At 67.0% G+C, this 18,237-nt stretch carries 17 protein-coding genes; 11 read left to right on the top strand and 6 right to left on the bottom strand.

What is annotated here, in order from left to right; genetic code table 11:
- Positions 1-16: 16 nt before the first annotated feature.
- On the bottom strand, positions 17-835 hold the full coding sequence (locus ACWGCN_RS03020; RefSeq protein WP_452460379.1) for an enoyl-CoA hydratase/isomerase family protein: 819 nt from the start codon (positions 833-835) through the stop codon (positions 17-19).
- A 326-nt stretch (positions 836-1,161) separates the two neighbouring features.
- Between ACWGCN_RS03020 and ACWGCN_RS03015 the strand changes: the two genes are divergently transcribed.
- The 10 genes from ACWGCN_RS03015 (at position 1,162) to ACWGCN_RS02970 (ending at position 11,829) form a co-directional block, all read left to right on the top strand.
- The gene (locus ACWGCN_RS03015; protein ID WP_452460380.1) at positions 1,162-2,802 is read left to right on the top strand and encodes an AMP-binding protein; all 1,641 of its coding nucleotides are present in this window, start codon (positions 1,162-1,164) and stop codon (positions 2,800-2,802) included.
- A complete protein-coding gene (locus ACWGCN_RS03010) occupies positions 2,799-3,638 on the top strand; it encodes an amidohydrolase family protein (protein ID WP_452460381.1) in 840 nt (279 codons plus the stop codon). The genes ACWGCN_RS03015 and ACWGCN_RS03010 overlap by 4 nt, the downstream gene beginning before the upstream one ends.
- A gap of 27 nt (positions 3,639-3,665) precedes the next feature.
- Positions 3,666-4,718, top strand: a complete 1,053-nt coding sequence (locus ACWGCN_RS03005) for an acyl-CoA dehydrogenase family protein (protein WP_387447016.1) — start codon at positions 3,666-3,668, stop codon at positions 4,716-4,718.
- Positions 4,719-4,731: 13 nt separating this feature from the next.
- Entirely contained in the window at positions 4,732-5,934 is a 1,203-nt protein-coding gene (locus ACWGCN_RS03000; protein WP_387446724.1) for an acyl-CoA dehydrogenase family protein, read from the top strand.
- Positions 5,935-5,955: 21 nt separating this feature from the next.
- The gene (locus ACWGCN_RS02995) at positions 5,956-7,614 is read left to right on the top strand and encodes a thiolase C-terminal domain-containing protein (RefSeq protein ID WP_452528952.1); all 1,659 of its coding nucleotides are present in this window, start codon (positions 5,956-5,958) and stop codon (positions 7,612-7,614) included.
- Positions 7,611-8,540, top strand: a complete 930-nt coding sequence (locus ACWGCN_RS02990) for an alpha/beta hydrolase (RefSeq protein ID WP_452460439.1) — start codon at positions 7,611-7,613, stop codon at positions 8,538-8,540. Before ACWGCN_RS02995 ends, ACWGCN_RS02990 begins: the two co-directional genes overlap by 4 nt.
- Entirely contained in the window at positions 8,541-8,957 is a 417-nt protein-coding gene (locus ACWGCN_RS02985; protein ID WP_067446981.1) for a Zn-ribbon domain-containing OB-fold protein, read from the top strand.
- A 17-nt stretch (positions 8,958-8,974) separates the two neighbouring features.
- Positions 8,975-10,123: a thiolase family protein gene (locus ACWGCN_RS02980; protein ID WP_387446727.1), complete on the top strand. Its 1,149-nt coding sequence runs from the start codon at positions 8,975-8,977 to the stop codon at positions 10,121-10,123.
- 64 nt (positions 10,124-10,187) lie between these two features.
- Positions 10,188-11,207, top strand: coding sequence for an aromatic ring-hydroxylating oxygenase subunit alpha (locus ACWGCN_RS02975; protein ID WP_387446728.1), 1,020 nt, complete (start codon positions 10,188-10,190; stop codon positions 11,205-11,207).
- Positions 11,208-11,211: 4 nt separating this feature from the next.
- A complete protein-coding gene (locus tag ACWGCN_RS02970) occupies positions 11,212-11,829 on the top strand; it encodes a cysteine hydrolase (protein WP_452460438.1) in 618 nt (205 codons plus the stop codon).
- Between the two features lie 80 nt (positions 11,830-11,909).
- Here ACWGCN_RS02970 and ACWGCN_RS02965 read toward each other — a convergent pair whose 3' ends face one another.
- From ACWGCN_RS02965 to ACWGCN_RS02945, 5 genes are all read right to left on the bottom strand, one after another.
- A complete protein-coding gene (locus ACWGCN_RS02965) occupies positions 11,910-12,212 on the bottom strand; it encodes a hypothetical protein (RefSeq protein WP_378992962.1) in 303 nt (100 codons plus the stop codon).
- 8 nt (positions 12,213-12,220) lie between these two features.
- A complete protein-coding gene (locus tag ACWGCN_RS02960; RefSeq protein WP_452460336.1) occupies positions 12,221-13,729 on the bottom strand; it encodes a class I adenylate-forming enzyme family protein in 1,509 nt (502 codons plus the stop codon).
- 77 nt (positions 13,730-13,806) lie between these two features.
- A complete protein-coding gene (locus ACWGCN_RS02955; RefSeq protein WP_378992965.1) occupies positions 13,807-15,105 on the bottom strand; it encodes an amidohydrolase family protein in 1,299 nt (432 codons plus the stop codon).
- A 54-nt stretch (positions 15,106-15,159) separates the two neighbouring features.
- The gene (locus ACWGCN_RS02950) at positions 15,160-15,306 is read right to left on the bottom strand and encodes a DUF1059 domain-containing protein (protein WP_378992966.1); all 147 of its coding nucleotides are present in this window, start codon (positions 15,304-15,306) and stop codon (positions 15,160-15,162) included.
- 37 nt (positions 15,307-15,343) lie between these two features.
- Positions 15,344-16,564 (bottom strand): CaiB/BaiF CoA transferase family protein, encoded by a 1,221-nt coding sequence (locus ACWGCN_RS02945; protein WP_452460337.1) that lies wholly within the window; start codon positions 16,562-16,564, stop codon positions 15,344-15,346.
- A gap of 169 nt (positions 16,565-16,733) precedes the next feature.
- Here ACWGCN_RS02945 and ACWGCN_RS02940 point away from each other — a divergent pair, with 169 nt between their 5' ends.
- A complete protein-coding gene (locus ACWGCN_RS02940) occupies positions 16,734-18,197 on the top strand; it encodes an aldehyde dehydrogenase family protein (protein WP_449963350.1) in 1,464 nt (487 codons plus the stop codon).
- The last annotated feature ends 40 nt before the right edge of the window (positions 18,198-18,237 follow it).

The following is an 18,237-nucleotide window of genomic DNA, read 5'->3' as shown; positions in this document are numbered from 1 at the left end:
GAGAGTCGGCCGGGGGTCACCGGCCGTGGAACTCGGGAGCACGGTGTTGCCGGAAGGCCGCCAGACCCTCCTTGAAATCAGCTGTGCGGCAAGCGAGTTCCAGTGCGTAGAGCTCGTTGTCCATCGCCTCTGTCAATCCCGTGACCAGATTGCGGTGGATGGACTGTTTGGCCAGGCCGAAGGCGATGGTCGGCGCGGCGGCCAACCGGGCGAGCAGCTCCTCGGTCGCCCGGTCGAGGTCATCGGGTGCCATAGCCGCGTGGATCAGGCCCCAGTCGGCGGCGTCGCCGGCGCCGACCTTCTCGCCGAGCAGCAGCATCCGCTTGGCCCTGGCCAGTCCGACCAGGCGGGGAAGCAGCCAGGTGGAGCCGGAGTCGGGGCTGAATCCGCGCGGCAGGAACGGCTCCCAGAAGACAGCGTCGGTGTCGGCGAGGGTGAAATCGGCGGCGATCGCGAGATTGCACCCGAGCCCGGCCGCCCAGCCTCGGACGGTGCACACCACCGGTAGATGCACCGTCTGGAGCAGCTCGATGACCCGGTGGGCGGTGTGGGGGATGCGTCGCACCAGATCTCCGGTCGGCGGGCGCTCGCCCGCGCTGTTGGTCGCCACCCAGTCGACACCGGAGCAGAAGTCCGCTCCGGCGCCGGTGATGTGTACGACGCGCAGCTCGGCGTCGGTCGCGGCGGCGGTGAGCGTGGCGACCAGGGTGTCGATCATGCTGGGGGAGAGTGCGTTGCGTCGGTTCGCCCGGTCGATGGTGAGGCGCAGAATCGGTCCGTCGTGCTCGACGCCCACCGTCCCCGCGTTGTTGTCGGGCGCGTTGTCGGTGGTCACTGTCGTCCCCGATTCTTCCTGGTCGATCGGTATCGGTGAGTCATACCGTTACATATACAGTAAAGACTACCGTTTGAATTTGCGACAGGTGGCGGATCGATTGCGCTCGCCGCTGGGCCGGTCTTCGACGGTTCAGGAGCGATCCTCGGACGAAACCTTGCGTCAGGCTCTACTGTTACGTATACAGTAGTCATATCTATTCGGCTTGCGGCAAGCTTTCCCGTCAGGCGGCGCGCGACACCCGCCGCTTCGTTCCGCTAGGACATCGAGGACCGAACCATGCACACAGAACAATCGAACCTCCGCGCAGGTAGCGGAGCGCTCTGTTGACCGAATGGACGATCGGCGCTGTATTCGACGAGGTCGCGGCGGCAGTGCCGGATCGGACATTGACAGTGTGCGGCGAGCGTCGCCGCACCTTCGGCGACACCGCGCTGCGCACCAGGAAGTTCGCGAACTTCCTGGCCGAGCGGGGATTCGGTGTGCACACCCCGCGCGCGGAACTGGATCGATGGGAATGCGGGCAGGATCGGATCGCGCTGCTCATGCGCAACGATCAGTACCTGGACGTGATGATCGCCGGTATGAAGGCACGGGTCGTACCGGTCAACATCAACCACCACTACACCGCCCACGAGATCCGGGATCTGCTCGCCTACATCAAGCCGCGCGGCATCGTCTACCACCGGTCCTTCGGTTCGGTCGTCGAGCAATCCGCGCCCGAGGGCGTCGAACTGCTGGTCTCGGTGGACGACGGCAGTGACGTCCCCGAGCTGGCGGGTGCGATCGGCTACGAGGACGCGGTGGCGCTCGGCGCCGACGAACCGGTCATCGAGACCTCGCCCGACGACCTGGTGATGCTGTGCACCGGCGGCACGACGGGCAGGCCCAAGGGCGTGCTCTGGCGCCAGAGCGATATGTACGTCTCGTCGATGAACGGTGCCGACCACGAGTCGGGCGAGGGCCTGCGCCGGCTCGCGCTGATGACCGGTCACGTCTGGTTCGCGGTGTCGCCGCTGTCGCACGCGGCGGGGATCTGGACCTCGTTCGCCGGCCTGCTCGCCGGGCAGACGATCGTGCTCTACGACGACCGGCACAAGTTCGACGCGCACAGCGCACTGCGCGTGGCCGAACAGGAAAAGGTCGCGCTCATGACGATCGTCGGTGACGCCTACGCCGGTCCGCTGGTGCGCGCGTTGCGCGAAGAGTCCTACGACCTGTCCGCGCTGATGGCGATCGGTACCGGCGGCGCGGCGACCAATCCGGTGCACCGGCGTGACTTGCTCGACCTGCTTCCGCACGCGTTCGTGGTCGAGGGCTACGGGTCGTCGGAAACGGGTGGCATGGGATTCGGTCGCAGTACCAAGGGCAACGAAGTCGACAGCTTCGCGCCGATGCCGGGCGGAACGGCGGTGAGCGACGACCGCACCCGGTTCCTGACGCCGGGGGAGGGCGAGGTCGGCTGGGCGGCGCGGACCGGGCGCGTCCCGCTGGGCTACCTCGACGACCGCGAGGCCACCGAGCGCACCTTCCCCGTCATCGGCGACGTCCGGATGGCGATCCCCGGTGACCGTGCGACCGTCGCCGCCGACGGCTCGTTGCGGTTGCTCGGGCGTGACGCCCTCGTGGTGAACACCGGCGGCGAGAAGGTGTTCGTCGAAGAGGTCGAGGAGGTGCTGCGCTCGAACCCCCGGGTCGGTGACGCGCTCGTGGTCGGCAGACCGAGTGCGAGATGGGGCAACGAGGTGGTCGCGCTGGTCTGCGTCGATCCCGGCGACCGTGTCTACGCCGCGAATCGGGTCGGTCCGGCGGCGTTGCGGCAATTGTGCCGATCTCGGCTGGCCGGCTTCAAGGTGCCCAAAGCCGTGATCTATGTCGACGAGATCCGTCGGCTCGGAAACGGCAAACCGGACTACCGCTGGGCCATGCAGCGCGCCGCCGCGGAAGCCGAGGGAAACGGGGAATGACGATGCGCAAGGTCAACGACTGTCTGGTCAATGTCCACTTCGGCGAGCTCGAGCAACCCACCTGGATGCTCAAGGTCCGCGACGACTATTTCAAGGGCGCGGCGTCGATGTACGCCCAGGTCGAGCTCGGTGCCTTGCTCGACGAGATGGACGAACAGGGCGTCGAGAAGGCCGTTCTGATGTATTCGATGGTGAAACCGTCCAAGACCGCGCTCGCGTTCGTCGAGGCACGCCCGGATCGGTTCTCGCTGGCGGTCAACGGCGTCGATCTCCTGCGCCCGGTCGCCTCGCTGCGTGAACTCACCGCGTTGGTGCGCGACCTGCCCGTCACCTACACCACCACCGGGGCGAGTTTCTGGGGCGACGGCCGGTATCCGCCGACCGACGCGGTGTACTACCCGCTCTACTACAAATGCGCCGAGATCGGTCTTCCGTTGTGCATGAACACCGGGATTCCTGGCCCGCCGATCCCGGGTGAGGTCCAGAATCCGATCTATCTGGACCGGGTGTGCTACCAGTTCCCCGAACTGAAACTGTGCATGATCCACGGCGCCGATCCGTGGTGGGACACCGCGATCCGGCTGCTCATCAAGTACGAGAACCTGCGCTTGATGACCTCGGCCTGGTCGCCGAAACGGTTGCCGGACAGCTTGACCCACTTCATGCGTACCCGGGGGAAGAACAAGGTCATCTTCGGTTCGGACTGGCCGGTGCTCGCTATGCGCAGGCTGGTGCCCGAGGCCGAGGCCTTGGATCTGCCCGCGGACGTGCTCGACAACTACCTCTACAACAACGCGCAGGAGTTCTTCTTCGGCGACCGATCCGTCGGCGACTGACGCGCCGCAATCAGGAGAAATACGATGTTGGACCGATATGAACTGCGTCGACAGGACTACAGCCTGTCGGCGGATCAAACCGAACTCCAGGCCGTCTACGCGAAGTTCTTCCGTTCGCGGTGTTCCCTCGAGACCGTCCGCGCGGCGGAGGAGACCGGATTCGACAAGGATCTGTGGGAGCAGCTGTGCGCGACCGGCGCGACCTCGATGGCGTTGCCGGAAGCGGTCGGCGGTGACGGCGCGACCCTGGTCGAATTGTCCTTGGTCGCCGAGGAATTGGGACGGGTGATCGCTCCACTGCCGTGGATCGATCACATCTGCGCGGCACGGTTGCTGGGCCGACTCGGCGCGCTGACCGCGGGCGAGAGTGACAGCACCGAGGTGGTCGAGGGCACACGGTTGCTCGCCCTCGATACCCGCGTCGACCCCGCGACCGGCGTCCGGCTCATCGCCGCGGGCTCGGTCGCCGACGACATCATCGTCCGTGACGGCGACGACATCGTGCGGGTGAGCTTCGATACCCGCCCCGCGAAGGTCGACAACATCGGCCGGCTGCCGATGGCCTGGGTGGACCCGGCCGCCGCCGACCGCCGGACCGTGCTGGCCAGTGGCGCGCAGGCGCTCACCGAGTACCACCGGGCGCTCGACGAATGGCGCGTGCTCACCGCCGCGGCCCTGGTGGGGCTGATCGACGAAACCCTCCGGATCGCCGCGGAATTCGCCACCACCCGCTACACGATGGGTGTCCCGATCTCGACCCTGCAGGGCATCTCCCATCCACTGGCCAATATCGCGATCACGGTCAATGCCGCGCGCAACCTGACCCGGCGCGCCGCGTGGTTCCTCGAACACGAGCCCGACACGCAACCCGGTCTGTCGGCCGCGGCGTTCGTCTTCATCGCCGAGGAGGCGCCGCGGGCGGCGACGATGGCCGTCCAGGTGCAGGGCGGACTCGGGGTCGCGACGGAAGCGGCCGCGTCGGCCTATCTGGTGCGGGCACGGGGCTGGCCGTTGGCCGCCGGTGATCTGGGCGCCAGCGCAGTGCAGGTCGCTGAACTCTTCGCCGCAGCGTCGGCCTAGGACGGAGTAGAACATGGATTTCTCACGAGTCGAACTCTCTGCCGATGACCAGGAATTCCTGGACGGCGCACGAGCCTTTCTCACCACCCATGTCACCGACGAGGTGCGTCGCCGCGATCGCGAGACCGGTGACAACTTCGACGCAGGCGTGCACGAGGCGCTCGGCGCGGCCGGGTGGCTGAAGGCGGAGCTCGCCGACGAAGCGGACGGCGGGCTCAATCGCCTGCGGCGCCGGATGTGGGACCTGGAGAAGCGGCGGGTCCACATTCCCTGGGTCACCTGGGGTACGACCGCGATCGTCTCCAAGTCCGTGCGCAAACATGGTTCGGCCGAATTGCAGGAAGAGGTACTGCCCGGCCTCGAGCGCGGTGAGATCCGGTTGTGCCTGGGATACACCGAGCCCGACGGCGGGTCCGACGTCGCGATGTGCAAGACGCGGGCGGTGCGTGACGGCGACCAGTGGGTGATCAACGGCTCGAAGATGTTCACCACCGGCGCGCACAACTGCCAGTACGTCTTCCTGATCACCAATACCGACCCCGAGGCGTCGAAACACAAGAGCCTCACCATGTTCCTGGTGCCGCTGAACAGCCCCGGCATCGAGATCCAGGGCATCCGCACCGTCGACGGTGATCGGACCAACATCGTCTACTACAGCGATGTCCGGGTCGACGACAAGTACCGTCTCGGTGAGGTGAACGGCGGGTGGGCCGTGCTGATGGGCCCCCTCAACGAGGAACACGGTGTGGTCGGCGCCGATGACGACGGCCTGCAGGATGTCTCGATCCTCATCCACCAGGGCACGATGATGGCGACCTCGGTCGAGAAGGTGGTCGCCATCGCGGCCCGTCCCGGTCCCGACGGGCGTCGTCTGCTCGACGACCGGTCGGTCGGCTATCGCCTGGGCCGCAGTATCGCGCGGATGGAAGCCGCGCTCGCCGCGCCGCACATGTTCGGCCGCGTCGCCATCGCGCAGGCCATGCGCGACATCTCACCCGAGCTGATGGACATCCTCGGCCCCGCCGCCGCGCTGCCGATCGAGACCGAGGGCGCCGCCGACAACGGCGGGATGGAATACATCTACCGCTGGGCGCCGCTGTGCGGCATCTACGGCGGCACGCTCGAGGTGTTCCGCAACATGATCGCCCAGCACATTCTCGGGCTCGGCCGGGCCAACTACTCACTGCCGGCCAAACCCAAGGCGCAGGCGAGCTGATCGCGCTCGGAAGGAGCACCCGTGGCCGAGACCACGCAACGGCCGCCGCCGCCGATCACGCCGGAGACCGCTTTCTACTGGGCCTCCGGCGCCGACGGTCGCTTGCGGATCACCCGGTGCCGCTCCTGCGCGGCGCTGATCCATCCGCCGCAACCGGTGTGCCGGTACTGCCGTGGCGATCACCTCGAGATCAGCGTGGTCTCGGGATTCGCCACCCTGATCGGCTTCACGGTCAACCAGCGATTCGCGGTGCCCGGGCTGCCTGCGCCCTATGTCGTCGCGCAGGTCGCGCTCGAGGAGGACTCGCGAGTCCGGTTGACCACCAATGTGATCGACTGCGATCCCGCCGATCTCGTGCTCGGCCAACGGATGGCGGTGGTGTTCCAGCAGGCGGGTTCGGCCTGGCTACCGCTGTTCCGCCCGGCGGATCCGGCATCGCCGCCCGCGGCGATGCCGGTGGACCCGATCGACCCGGCCGCCGTGCGCGAGCATGTGCGGCCGATGGCCTCGCGCGAGAAGTTCGAGGACAAAGTCGCCTTCACCGGGATCGGCCGGTCCGAGATCGGGCGGCGGCTCATGGCCGACCCGCTGTCGCTGACCCTGGCGGCGTGCCGGGCGGCGGTCGCCGATGCCGGACTCGACCTCGACGACATCGACGGTCTGTCGACCTATCCGGGGTCGGGAAACTTCGGGCCCTTCTCCGAAGGCGGCGTCACGGCGGTGGAATCGGCCCTGGGCATCCGCCCGACCTGGTACAACGGCAGCGCGGAGACCTTCGGCCCCGGCGGCTCGGTGATCGCGGCGATGCTCGCGGTGGCCAGTGGTCTGGCTCGTCATGTGCTGTGCTTTCGCACGGTGTGGGAATCCACCTACGCCGAACACGTTCGCGCCGGGACGATCACGCCGTCCGGCGGGATCACCGACCCGTGGCTCACTCCGTTCGGCGCGATCTCGGCGGCGCACCTGCTCGCCCAGACCGCGCAACGGCATTTCCACCGCTACGGCACCGATCGGGAGACGCTGGGCTGGATCGCGCTCAATCAGCGAGCCAACGCGGCCCTCGACCCCTCCGCGATCTACCGGGACCCACTGACCATGGACGAGTATCTGTCCGCCCGCACCATCACCACACCGTTCGGTCTCTACGACTGCGACGTGCCGTGTGACGGTGCGGTGGCCGTGATCGTCTCGGCCAGGGAAACCGTGGCCGATCTGGCCCAACCACCGGTCTTCGTCGAGGCGGTCGGCACCCAGATCATCGAACGGCTCGAATGGGATCAGAGCACGCTCACCCACGAACCGCAGGTGCTCGGCCAGGCGGCGCATCTGTGGTCGCGCACCACCCTGGGTCCCGACGACGTGGATGTCGCCGAGCTCTACGACGGATTCACCTTCAACTGTCTGTCCTGGATCGAGGCGCTGGGCTTCTGCGGTATCGGCGAGGCCAAGGACTTCCTCCAAGGCGGCAAGAACATCGCGCGCGACGGAGTGCTGCCGCTGAACACCCACGGTGGGCAGCTCTCGCACGGGCGCACCCACGGCATGGGTTTGATCCACGAGGCGATCACGCAGTTGCGTGGCGGGGCGGGGCAGCGACAGATTCCAGCGGCCCGGGTCGCGGTCGTCAGCAGCGGTGGACTGACTCCCAGCGGTGTGATGCTGCTGCGGGCGGACTCGTGAGCGCCGAGGGCACCGGCCTGCTGCCGGAGCACAGCGCCGTCGACACCGTCGTCACCAGGGAAGTCGAGGTCGCGGGAATCCGGATGTCGGCGCTGTGCGCCGAGGTCGCCGATCCTCGCGCCGTGCTGGTCGCCGTGCACGGCGGCGCGACGACGGCGCGCTATTTCGATCTACCGGACCGGCCGTCGCTGTCGCTGTTACGGGTCGGCGCCCGACTGGGTTTCACCGTTCTCGCGCTCGACAGACCGGGATACGGCGCTTCGGAACCGTGGGGTGAGTTGTTCGACGAGCCGCAGCGCCGCGTCGACGCGACCTATGCCGCGATCGACGCGCTGCTGGGAACGAGCGAACGCGGCGCCGGGGTCTTCCTCGCCGGACATTCGGCGGGCTGTGACCTGGCCGCGCGGATGGCCGCCGACGATCGGGGCGCCGAACTGCTCGGCCTCGAACTGGCGGGCACCGGTGTCGACAAGCGTCCCGAGGCCATCCGGGTCATCGAAAAGATCCGAAAGACGGGCAGGGCGGGCGGAATTCGTGAACTGCTGTGGTTCCCCCAGGACAGCTACCCGCCGGAGGTCCTCGGCGGGCGTTCGCTGACCTCGGGCACGCCGGGCTACGAGGTCGCTGTCGTGCACGACTGGCCGACGGACTTCCCGAAGCTCGCAGCCCGGATGCGTGTCCCGGTCCGGGTGACCGACGCCGAGTACGAGCAGGTGTGGCGAACCGACCCGGCTGCCCGCGCCGGGATTGCCGAATTATTCACCGCCACATCACGTTTCGTGAACAACGTGCAATACGAGTGTGGGCACAACCTGAGCGTCGGCTACGGCGCCGCGGCCTATCACCTGGGCCTGTTGTCGTTCGTGGAGGAATGCGCGCTGCGATCGACCCCCGCCCGCCACCGATCAGAAGTCGAGGAACCATAGATGCAACGAATGATCGCTCCGGAAATCTCCAACTGGCCCGCCGAGGAGTTCCACCTCGTCGGCGGATCGTGCACCGACTGCGGTGCGGCGGTGTTCCCGATCCAGGACCTGTGCCCACGGTGCAGCCGCCCGTCGATCGAACAGATCACCCTGCCGCGCACCGGAACCCTGGTGGCCTGGACCACCCAGGGATTCCTGCCGGGCGCGCCCTATCTCGGGGACGAGACGGCCCGTACCTTCGTGCCCTTCGGCGTCGGGCTGGTGCAGCTCGGTGACGTGATCCGGGTCGAGGCCAGACTCACCGAGAACGACCCGGACAAGCTCGAATTCGGGATGGACGTCGTGCTCACGACCGTTCCGCTCGGCACCGACCCCGAAGGCGCCGAGGTTCTCACCTTCGCCTTCCAACCCGCCTGAGGGACAGGAGTTCTGACATGACCAACGAGGTAGCGATCATCGGCGTGGGGATGCACCCCTTCGGCCGATTCGAGGGCAAGACCGCCATGCAGATGGGCACCGACGCGATCCGGGCCGCGCTCACTGACGCCGGGCTGGAATGGCGCGATGTGCAATTCGCGGTCGGCGGCAGTTGGGAGGTCGCCAATCCCGATGCGATCGTGGGCATGATGGGACTGACCGGTATTCCGTTCACGAATGTCTTCAACGCCTGCGCCACTTCCGCCAGCGCCACCGAGGCGTGCGCCGACGCGATCCGGCTCGGCAAGTACGACATCGGCATCGCGATCGGCATGGACAAGCATCCGCGTGGTGCCTTCACCGTCGACCCGACCCTGGTCGGCATGCCCAAGTGGTACGGCGAGAACGGCCAATACCTGACCACGAAGTTCTTCGGGATGAAGGCCAATCGCTACCTCCACGACCACGGCATCTCCCAGGAAACCCTGGCCAAGGTGGCCGCCAAGAACTACCGCAACGGCGGCTTGAACCCGAATGCCTTCCGGCGCAAGCCGATCAGCGAGCAGGAGATTCTCGACTCGCCGATGTTCAACTACCCCCTGACCCACTACATGTTCTGCGCGCCCGATGAGGGCGCGGCCGCGGTGATCATGTGCCGGGCCGACATCGCGCACCGGTATACGAACAAGCCGGTCTTCGTGCGAGCTGTCGAGGTACGGACCCGGACCTACGGCGCCTACGAGGTCAATACGACCTACGCCCCGGTGCAGGAGGATGTCTCGCCCTCGGTCTATGCCGCGCGCAGCGCGTTCGAGTCGGCGGGGGTCTCGCCCGGCGATATCGATGTGGTCCAGTTGCAGGACACCGACGCCGGCGCCGAGATCATCCATATGGCCGAAGCGGGCTTCTGTGCCGACGGCGAGCAGGAACGGCTGATCGCCGAGGGGGCGACCGAGATCTCCGGATCTCTGCCGGTGAACACCGACGGCGGACTCATCGCCAACGGCGAACCGATCGGTGCCTCCGGCATGCGCCAGTTGCACGAGCTCGTCCTGCAACTGCGCGGCACCGCGGGCGATCGGCAGGTCGGCGGTACACCCACAGCCGGGTTCGCCCTGCTCTACGGCGCTCCCGGCACCGCGGGCGCCACCATCGTCACCACATGAACGCGCCGGGCTCGGCCGACCGAGACCGACATCCTGGAAAGTTGCCCAGCACTGGAGGTTTGCTGTGAAGGTCCCGTTCACCTGGAAGGTCACCGGCTGGTTCATGGTCGGCTGGTCGGCCGAGTTCCCGATCGGGCAGACACGCCCGTTGAAGTACTTCGGCGAGGATCTGGTCGGCTACCGCGACGAGGCGGGCGAGGTACACATCCTGACCGGCCACTGCAAGCATCTCGGTGCCCATCTCGGCCACGGCGGCAAGGTCGTCGGCGACTGTGTCGAATGCCCGTTCCATGGCTGGCGCTGGGGACCGGACGGCCGGAACAAGAACATCCCCGGCGAGGACCGCGTCAATCGTGGTCTGCGTCTGCAGGTGTATCCGGTCAACGAGCAGAACGGGTGTGTGTTCATGTGGCACCACCCGGAGGGAAAGCCGCCGCAGTGGGAGATGCCCGACATCCTCACGATGTTCCCCGACCTCGGTTCCGATCCGGACGCCTACTACCGCCCGTACCCGGAGTTCTCGAGCAAGACCGAACGTGAGCCCGTGCACCCACAGGTGGTGCTCGAGAACGGCCCGGACAGTTTGCATTTCGAGTATGTGCACGGCGCGACGGTCACCCCGCAGATGCTGGACTACAGCGCGGTCGACCACACGTGGAACTTCCTGACCGGATGGCCGGACGCGCGCAGTGACGACCCGAACAAGATGGCGTTGAAGATCCACGCCCAGATGTTCGGTCTCGGCGGTTCGATCAGCGCGTTCGAGGGGTCATCGAAGCACCGGCTGATCTTCGCGACCACTCCGGTCGACGACGAGTGCTCGGATCTGTTCTATTCGATCTGGTGGCCGAAGAACCCGGGTGACGACGGCGATGTGCCACCGCCGGAAGTTCGTGCGCGGGTGGAGAAGCAATTCCTGGTGACGGTCTGGGAGGACCTCGACATCTGGCGCTACCAGAAGTACGTGGAGAAGCCCCCGCTCTCGCCCAAGGACGCCAAACCGTATCTGTCGCTGCGCCAGTGGGCTGCCCAGTTCTACGACGTGCCACCGGCCGACGCCGCGACAGTATCGTCCGCGCGGTGAGCGGATGAGCGTGCGGTCACTGGCTGATCTGGTGGCCCCGGCCCATACCGCCGTGATCACCCAGGAATGCCAAGGCGCGGTGGTCGGCCCTGCCGCCGGGTTGCCCGCGCTCGCGCGCGAGGCCCGGCGGGCCGCGCTGCCCAATATCGCGATCCTGCTCCCGGCGGCCCGCGTCGCCGGGGTGCGGGTCGTGCACTGTCTGGTGTGGCGGCGTGCGGACGGTCTCGGCTCCAATCACAACGCGAAGTTGTTCGCCCTCGGGCGCCGCGGCGTCGCGGTGACCCCGGGCAGCGAGGGTGCGACCCTGCTGCCCGAACTGGGCCCGGAACCCACCGATCTGGTACTCGGCCGACAGCACGGTCTCGGGCCGATGGGCGGCACCGACCTCGACGCCGTGCTCCGCAACCTCGGTGTCAAGACCATTGTGGTGGTGGGTGTTTCGCTGAACGTGGCGATCCCGAACCTGGTGATGGACGCGGTCAACGCCGCCTACGATGTCGTGTTGCCCCGCGATGCGGTCGCGGGCGTACCCAGCGAATACGGCGAGGCGATCATCGACAACACCTTGTCGTTGATCGCCACCGTCACCACGACCGCCGAGCTGATGGCCGCTTGGCGCTGAGGCAGGCAACCTCGTCGACGACAACAAAACGGCGCTCCAGCCTTCTCGAGGCTGGAGCGCCGTTCGCGTAGGTTGTCCGATCAGTCGCTGGACGGCAGTTGCTTGGCCTCCTTGAGACCGAGCGGGATCTCGTTCACATCGAGGGTGCCTTTGCCCGCTCGCGTGACGAGCAGTTCGGCGCCGGTGTCGTGGACGTAGCGTTTACCGACCGCGGTGCCGCCGGCGAACGCGGGATCGAGGACCGCCCCGGTGCCGGTCTCGCTGCCCAACGGCACCATCGGGGCACCGCCACAACGCAAGTCGTCGATGGCGTCGGTGGATTTGATGACGATGACCTGCGTTTCACAGACCTGGCTCGTCAGCCGGGTGCCGCTCTTGATCACGATGACTCCTAGAGGATGGACGGGGCGGAGGAGATCTCCTGGATGAGGTTGCGCCGCAGGATCTTGCCGGTCGGCGTGGTGGGAAGGTCGTCGCGGAAGACGACCCGGTCCGGCGTGCGCGACCCACGCAGGTTCGTGCGCACATGGGCGCGTAGCAGTTCCGGATCCGGCGTGGCGCCGGGGGAGGAGACGACGACGGCGACGATGATCTGTCCCCACTGTTCGTCGGGCACGCCGATCACGGCGACTTCGCGAACATCGGGATGTTCGACGAGCACGTCCTCGATCTCGGCGGGGGCGATGTTCTCCCCGCCGCGGATGATGGTGTCATCGGAGCGGCCACCGATGAACAGATAGCCCTCGGTATCGAGCTCGGCGAGATCTTTGGTGGGAAACCAACCCTCGGCGTCGAGTACGGAACCGAGCTCGGCGTAGACCCCCGAAACCTGCGGTCCCCGGACGAACAACTCGCCGACCGCGCCGGGCGCGAGCACCGCACCGGCGGCGTCGCGGATCTGCAATTCGACACCGGGCACCGCCCGCCCGACCGAGCCGAGCCGCCTGGCGACCGCCGGGTCGTTGGACCCGTGGGCGAGTCGGTGATCCTCGGGGGTCGACACCGCGATGGTCGAACTGGTCTCGGTGAGACCGTAGGCGTTGACCAGGCCGACCTCGGGCAGCAGCTCGAGCACCGCGCGAACCAGCGGCAGCGGCGCCTTGGCGCCGCCGTAGGCCAGGGTGCGCAGCGTCGGAAGTTCGACGCCGGGCCCGGCACGGAGCACGGTGACGATGCGATCGAGCATGGTGGGTACGACGGTGGCGTTGGTGATCTGTTCCTCGCGGACGAGGTCGATCCAGCGGACCGGGTCGAACTGGCGCAGGTACACGGTGCGTCGGCCCGCGTACAGATTCGACAGCGCCGCGCTGACGCCCGCGATGTGATAAGGCGGCACACAGATCAGCGCCGCGTCGCCGGGTTCGGCGGAGGCGAACTCCACGGTGCCCATCACGTAGCCGGTGAGATTGGCGTGCGTCAGTTCGACGGCCTTGGGTCGCGCGGTCGTGCCGGAGGTGAACAACAGCACGGCGACGTCGTCGGGCGAGGCGTCCTGAACTGTGTGCTCCCCGTTCGCGGTCCGGAGGGCGGCGAGGAACAACGCGGAATCGATGACCTGTTTGCCGCAGCCCGCCACCATCTCGAGGTATTCGGAGTCGACAACGATCAGCGGGTTCGGCAGCCGGTCGATCAGGTCGCGCAGGCCGGTAGCGCTGAGGCGGTAGTTCAGCGGTGTGAACGCCACCGCGGCGCGCGCGGATCCGAACAGCAACAGCGGCAGCATGATGCCGCCGGTTCCCACGTACGCGACATGCTCGGCACCGGAGGAACCGATCAGTCCGGCCGCCCGGTCGGCCAGTTCGCTCAATTGCGCCGCGCTCGTTCGCGTTCCGTCGGAGACGACCGCGGCCCGCTCCGGTTCACTGGCCGCGACCATCTCGAGCATTACCGAAATGCTCAATTCATCACCTCATCGATTTCGGAGAAGGATGCGGCCACCCTGGTCTGTATACCGAGGGTGGCCGCGTCGTCGTGCGGTCAGCCCGCGTTCTGGGCGGTAGCCGCTTTGATCTGCGCCGCGAACGCCTCGAGCTTGTCCTCGGATGTGGAGTTCTTGTGCTTGCGGGCCTGCACGCTGACGTCGTGATCGGCCGCGGCCGCCCGCAGCGCGCCGACAGTGGCCTGCTCGCGCGGAATGTGCTGAAACGGGTCGAAGGAGTACCAGCGCATCGCGTTGAGGTGGGTCATCTTGTCGATCTCGTCGTCGGGCACCTGCTCGCGCCCGAGTACCTGCTCGAGTACCTCGGGAGCGTCGGGCCACATGGAATCGCTGTGCGGGTAGTCCATTTCCCACATGATGTTGTCGATGCCGATTTCGTGGCGCAGCCGGACACCGATCGGATCGCTGATGAAGCAGGTCATGAAGTGGTCGCGGAACACTTCCGAGGGCAGCCTGCCGCCGAAGTCCTGCATCGTCCAGGTGGAGTGCATCTCGAAGGTGCGGTCGACGCGCTCGAGGAAGTACGGAATCCAGCCGGTGCCGCCCTCGGACAGTGCGATCTTGAGGTCCGGGTAGTCCTTGACCGGGCGCGACCAGAGCAGGTCCGCCGCGGCCTGCACGATGTTCATCGGCTGCAAGGTGATCATCACATCCGGCGGCGAGTCGACCGCGGGGATGGACAGCCGTCCCGAGGAGCCGATATGAACGTTGAGCACGGTATCGGTATCGACCAGGGCTTTCCACAGCGGATTCCAGAACGGATCGTGGAAGCTCGGGTAGCCGAGCGCGGCGGGATTCTCGCTGAAGGTCAGCGAGTGCACGCCCTTGTCCGCCACTCGGCGGACTTCGGCGGCGCACAACTCGGCGTCCCAGATCACCGGCAGTGCCATCGGGATGAACCGGCCCGGGTAGGCGCCGCACCATTCGTCGATGTGCCAGTCGTTGTAGGCCCGGACCAAGGCGAGGGAGAAATCGGAGTCCTCGGTCGCGAACAGTCGTCCCGCGAAACCGGGGAACGACGGGAAGTTCATCGACGCCAGTACCCCACCCGCGTTCATGTCCTTGATGCGTTCGTGGACATCGAAACATCCGGGGCGGATCTCGTCGAGACCGTCGGGCTCGAGACCGTATTCCTCTTTCGGGCGCCCGGCCACGGCATTGAGCGCCACATTGGGGATGACGGTGTCGCGGAACTTCCAGACATCGGCGCCGTTGTCGGTGCGCACCAATTGCGGCGCCTCGGCGGCGTACTTCGCGGGCAGGTGGTTGGTGAACATGTCCGGCGGCTCGATGATGTGATCATCGACGCTGATCAGGATCATGTCGTTCTTATCCACGATCACACTCCTTAAATGATTACAGTAAGGCTTACAATATAGCTCATGGTCGGTTCAGTAGGCCATGAACAGGATTTGCTCGCGGCTGTATCGGTGGTCGGGGTGCTGCTCGGCGAGATGGCGCTGAGCGGCGGCGACCAGGTCGTCTTCATCGGTTCCGATCAGGAATTCACCGCACGGGCAGCTCAAATGCCGCTTCATGATTCGGCCCCGATCGGCGGCACGGTGCGTTCGGCGCTCACAGGATCGCCCCGCTCTCCTTCGCCGCGATGATGTCGTCCCATTCCAGGCCGAGCTCGAGCAGGATCGTCTCGGTGTGCTCGCCGTACTCGGGGGCCCGGCTCGCCGGTGCGGGCTGCTCGTCGAATTGCACGGGAGCGGAGACGGTTCGGTAGTCGTTGCCCGCGCTGTCGGTGGCTGTCATGAGATAGCCGTTGGCCGCGACCTGGGGGTCGTCGAGAACTTCGCGTGGACTCGCGATCGTCGCCCAGACGCCGGGCTCGTCGGCGAGCGCCTTCTGCCAGTCGGCGAGATCGCGCTCGGCGAAGGTCTTGCGCAGTTCGGCGGTGGCGGCCTCCTGGTTGACGACCAGGTTCGCCAGCGGCACGAACCGCTCGTCGACACCGAGATCGGGCCTGCCGATGCGTTCGCAGAATCCGCGCCAAAAACGGTCGGCTTGCAGGAGTACGAGCTGGACCCATCGGTTGTCGCGGGTGCGATAGCGGTTCACCGCAGGATTGAGCGCGGTACCCGCCTCGCCGGCCGGAATGCGGTCGATGTCGTAGTAATCGGCTGCGGCGATATCCGGGGCGACGGCCCACATGCCCTGTGCCAGTAGAGAACTGTCGACCAGCGGGGCGTGTCCGGTGCGTTCGCGGTGGAACAGCGCGGCGGTGACGCCGCCGGCCAGCGTGATGCCGCCCTGGAGGTCGCCGAAGGCGGGTCCCTGGGCCATCGGGAATTCGGAATTCGTCGGCGTCAGCGCGTACGCGACGCCGGCGCGCGCCAGATAGCTCGCCGCGTCGAAGCCGCCGCGGTCCTTCTCCGGGCCACGGCTGCCGTGGCCACTGCCTCGGACGATGATGACGTTCGGGTTGAACTCGCGGATCTGCTCGACGGTCAAGCCGGCTCGCTCGAGTGGCGCGGGGAGCCAATTGGTCAGGAAGACATCGGCTCCGGCGATCAATCGGCCGAGGATTTGCCTGCCCCGGGTGGACTTGATATCGACGCCGATGCTGCGTTTGCCGTGGTTGCCGAGCTCCATCATGAAGTTGGCCCGCACCTCGGTGCCGGTGCCGTCGAGGCCGCCGATGGTCAGGTTGCGGCACGGATCGCCGCCGTTGGTGTCCTCGATCTTGATGACATCGGCGCCCCAGTCGGCCAGCGCTGCTCCCGCGCTCGGCACGTAGGTCCACGATGCCAATTCGACCACTGTGACGCCACTGAGCAAACCGGACATCGGTGCTCCTCTCCCGCAATTGATACGTGTCGTGAAGTACTATACGGTAATCATTACAGTTACTCATCCAGGATGGCCATCGGGAGGCAATGTGAGCGACATCGTCGAAGAGCGGACGACGCTGAGTCCGGAGTGGGGCCGTCAGGCAGCCGCCGAGGCCGAATTCCGCATGCTCATCGACGGTGAGCTGACGGCAGCGGCGTCGGGCGCATCGTTCGACAATCGCAGTCCGGCCACCGGGGAAGTGCTCGGCACCACCGCGGCGGCCGACGAACAGGACATGCTGCGCGCCATCGCCGCCGCTCGCCGGGCGTTCGACGACACCACATGGTCGACCGACCGGGACCTGCGCCGCCGCTGCCTCGAGCAGCTGCAACGCGCGTTGGAGTCGGAGCTCGAGCTGTTCCGCACCGAACTCGTCGCCGAGGTGGGTTGCCCGGTGATGACCACGCAGACAGCGCAACTGGAGTGGCCGCTGGCGGAAGCGCTGCGGTATCCGGCGGGCCTGATCGACGAGTTCGAGTGGGAGCGGACTCTCGCGGGCGGCGGCGTCTTCGGCGATCGCAACCGGCGCATCGTCGTACAGGAACCGGTGGGTGTGGTCGCCGCGATCTGCCCGTCGAACTTTCCGCTCGAGGTGATCCTCAACAAGCTGGGACCCGCGCTGGCCGCCGGAAACACCGTCGTGCTCAAACCCGACCCGAACACCCCGTGGAACGCGACCAGGCTCGGTCGGTTGATCGCCGAGCACACCGACTTCCCGCCGGGCGTCGTGAATGTCGTGACGACACCGTCCAACGAGGTGGCCGGACTCCTGGCGAGCGACCCTCGCGTCGACCTCATCTCGTTCACTGGTTCGACCGGCGTCGGGCGCACGCTGATGCGCCAGAGCGCGGGCACGATGAAGCGGACCTTCCTCGAACTCGGCGGAAAGTCCGCGCTCGTCGTGCTCGACGACGCGAAGCCCGAACACGCGCTGCGCAGCGCGGTGGGGGTCTGTGTGCACGCGGGCCAGGCGTGCGCGGCGACGAGCCGGATGCTGGTGCACCGCTCGATGTTCGACGACATGGTCGCGGCGGTGGGCGCGATGTTCGCGGCGGTGCCGGTGGGCGATCCGGTGCTGCCGCAGACGCTGGTCGGCCCGGTCATCAGCGCGGCCCAGCAGACCCGGGTACTCGATATGTGCGAGCGGGCGATTCGCGACGGCGCGCGGCTGGTCACCGGTGGTGGCTTGCCCGCCGATCTGCCCGCCCACCTCGCCGGTGGCCACTTCGTCGCTCCGACGGTGTTCGTGACCGATGATCCGAACTCGGCGATCGCCCAGGAGGAGATCTTCGGTCCGGTCCTGGTGATGCTCGCGTTCGACGACGACGACGAGGCGGTGCGGATCGCCAACAACAGCGCCTTCGGCCTCGCGGGCGCGGTGCTGTCACAGTCCGACGAACGCGGTATGGGCATCGCCCGTCGACTCAGGACCGGTGCGGTCGGCGTCAACGGCGGCATGTTCTACGGCGCCGACGCGCCGTTCGGCGGCTACAAGAACAGCGGCGTCGGTCGCCAGTGCGGCATCGAGGGTTTCCAGCAATACCTGGAGACCAAGACCATCGGTTCCCGGACGCCGCGACAGCGTTGAGTCGCTGTCCGGCAGAGCAATTCACCATCGAAGTACTGAA

The sequence above is a fragment of the Nocardia sp. NPDC055050 genome, from assembly GCF_053608345.1.
This window is presented reverse-complemented; position numbering and strand designations above follow the sequence as displayed.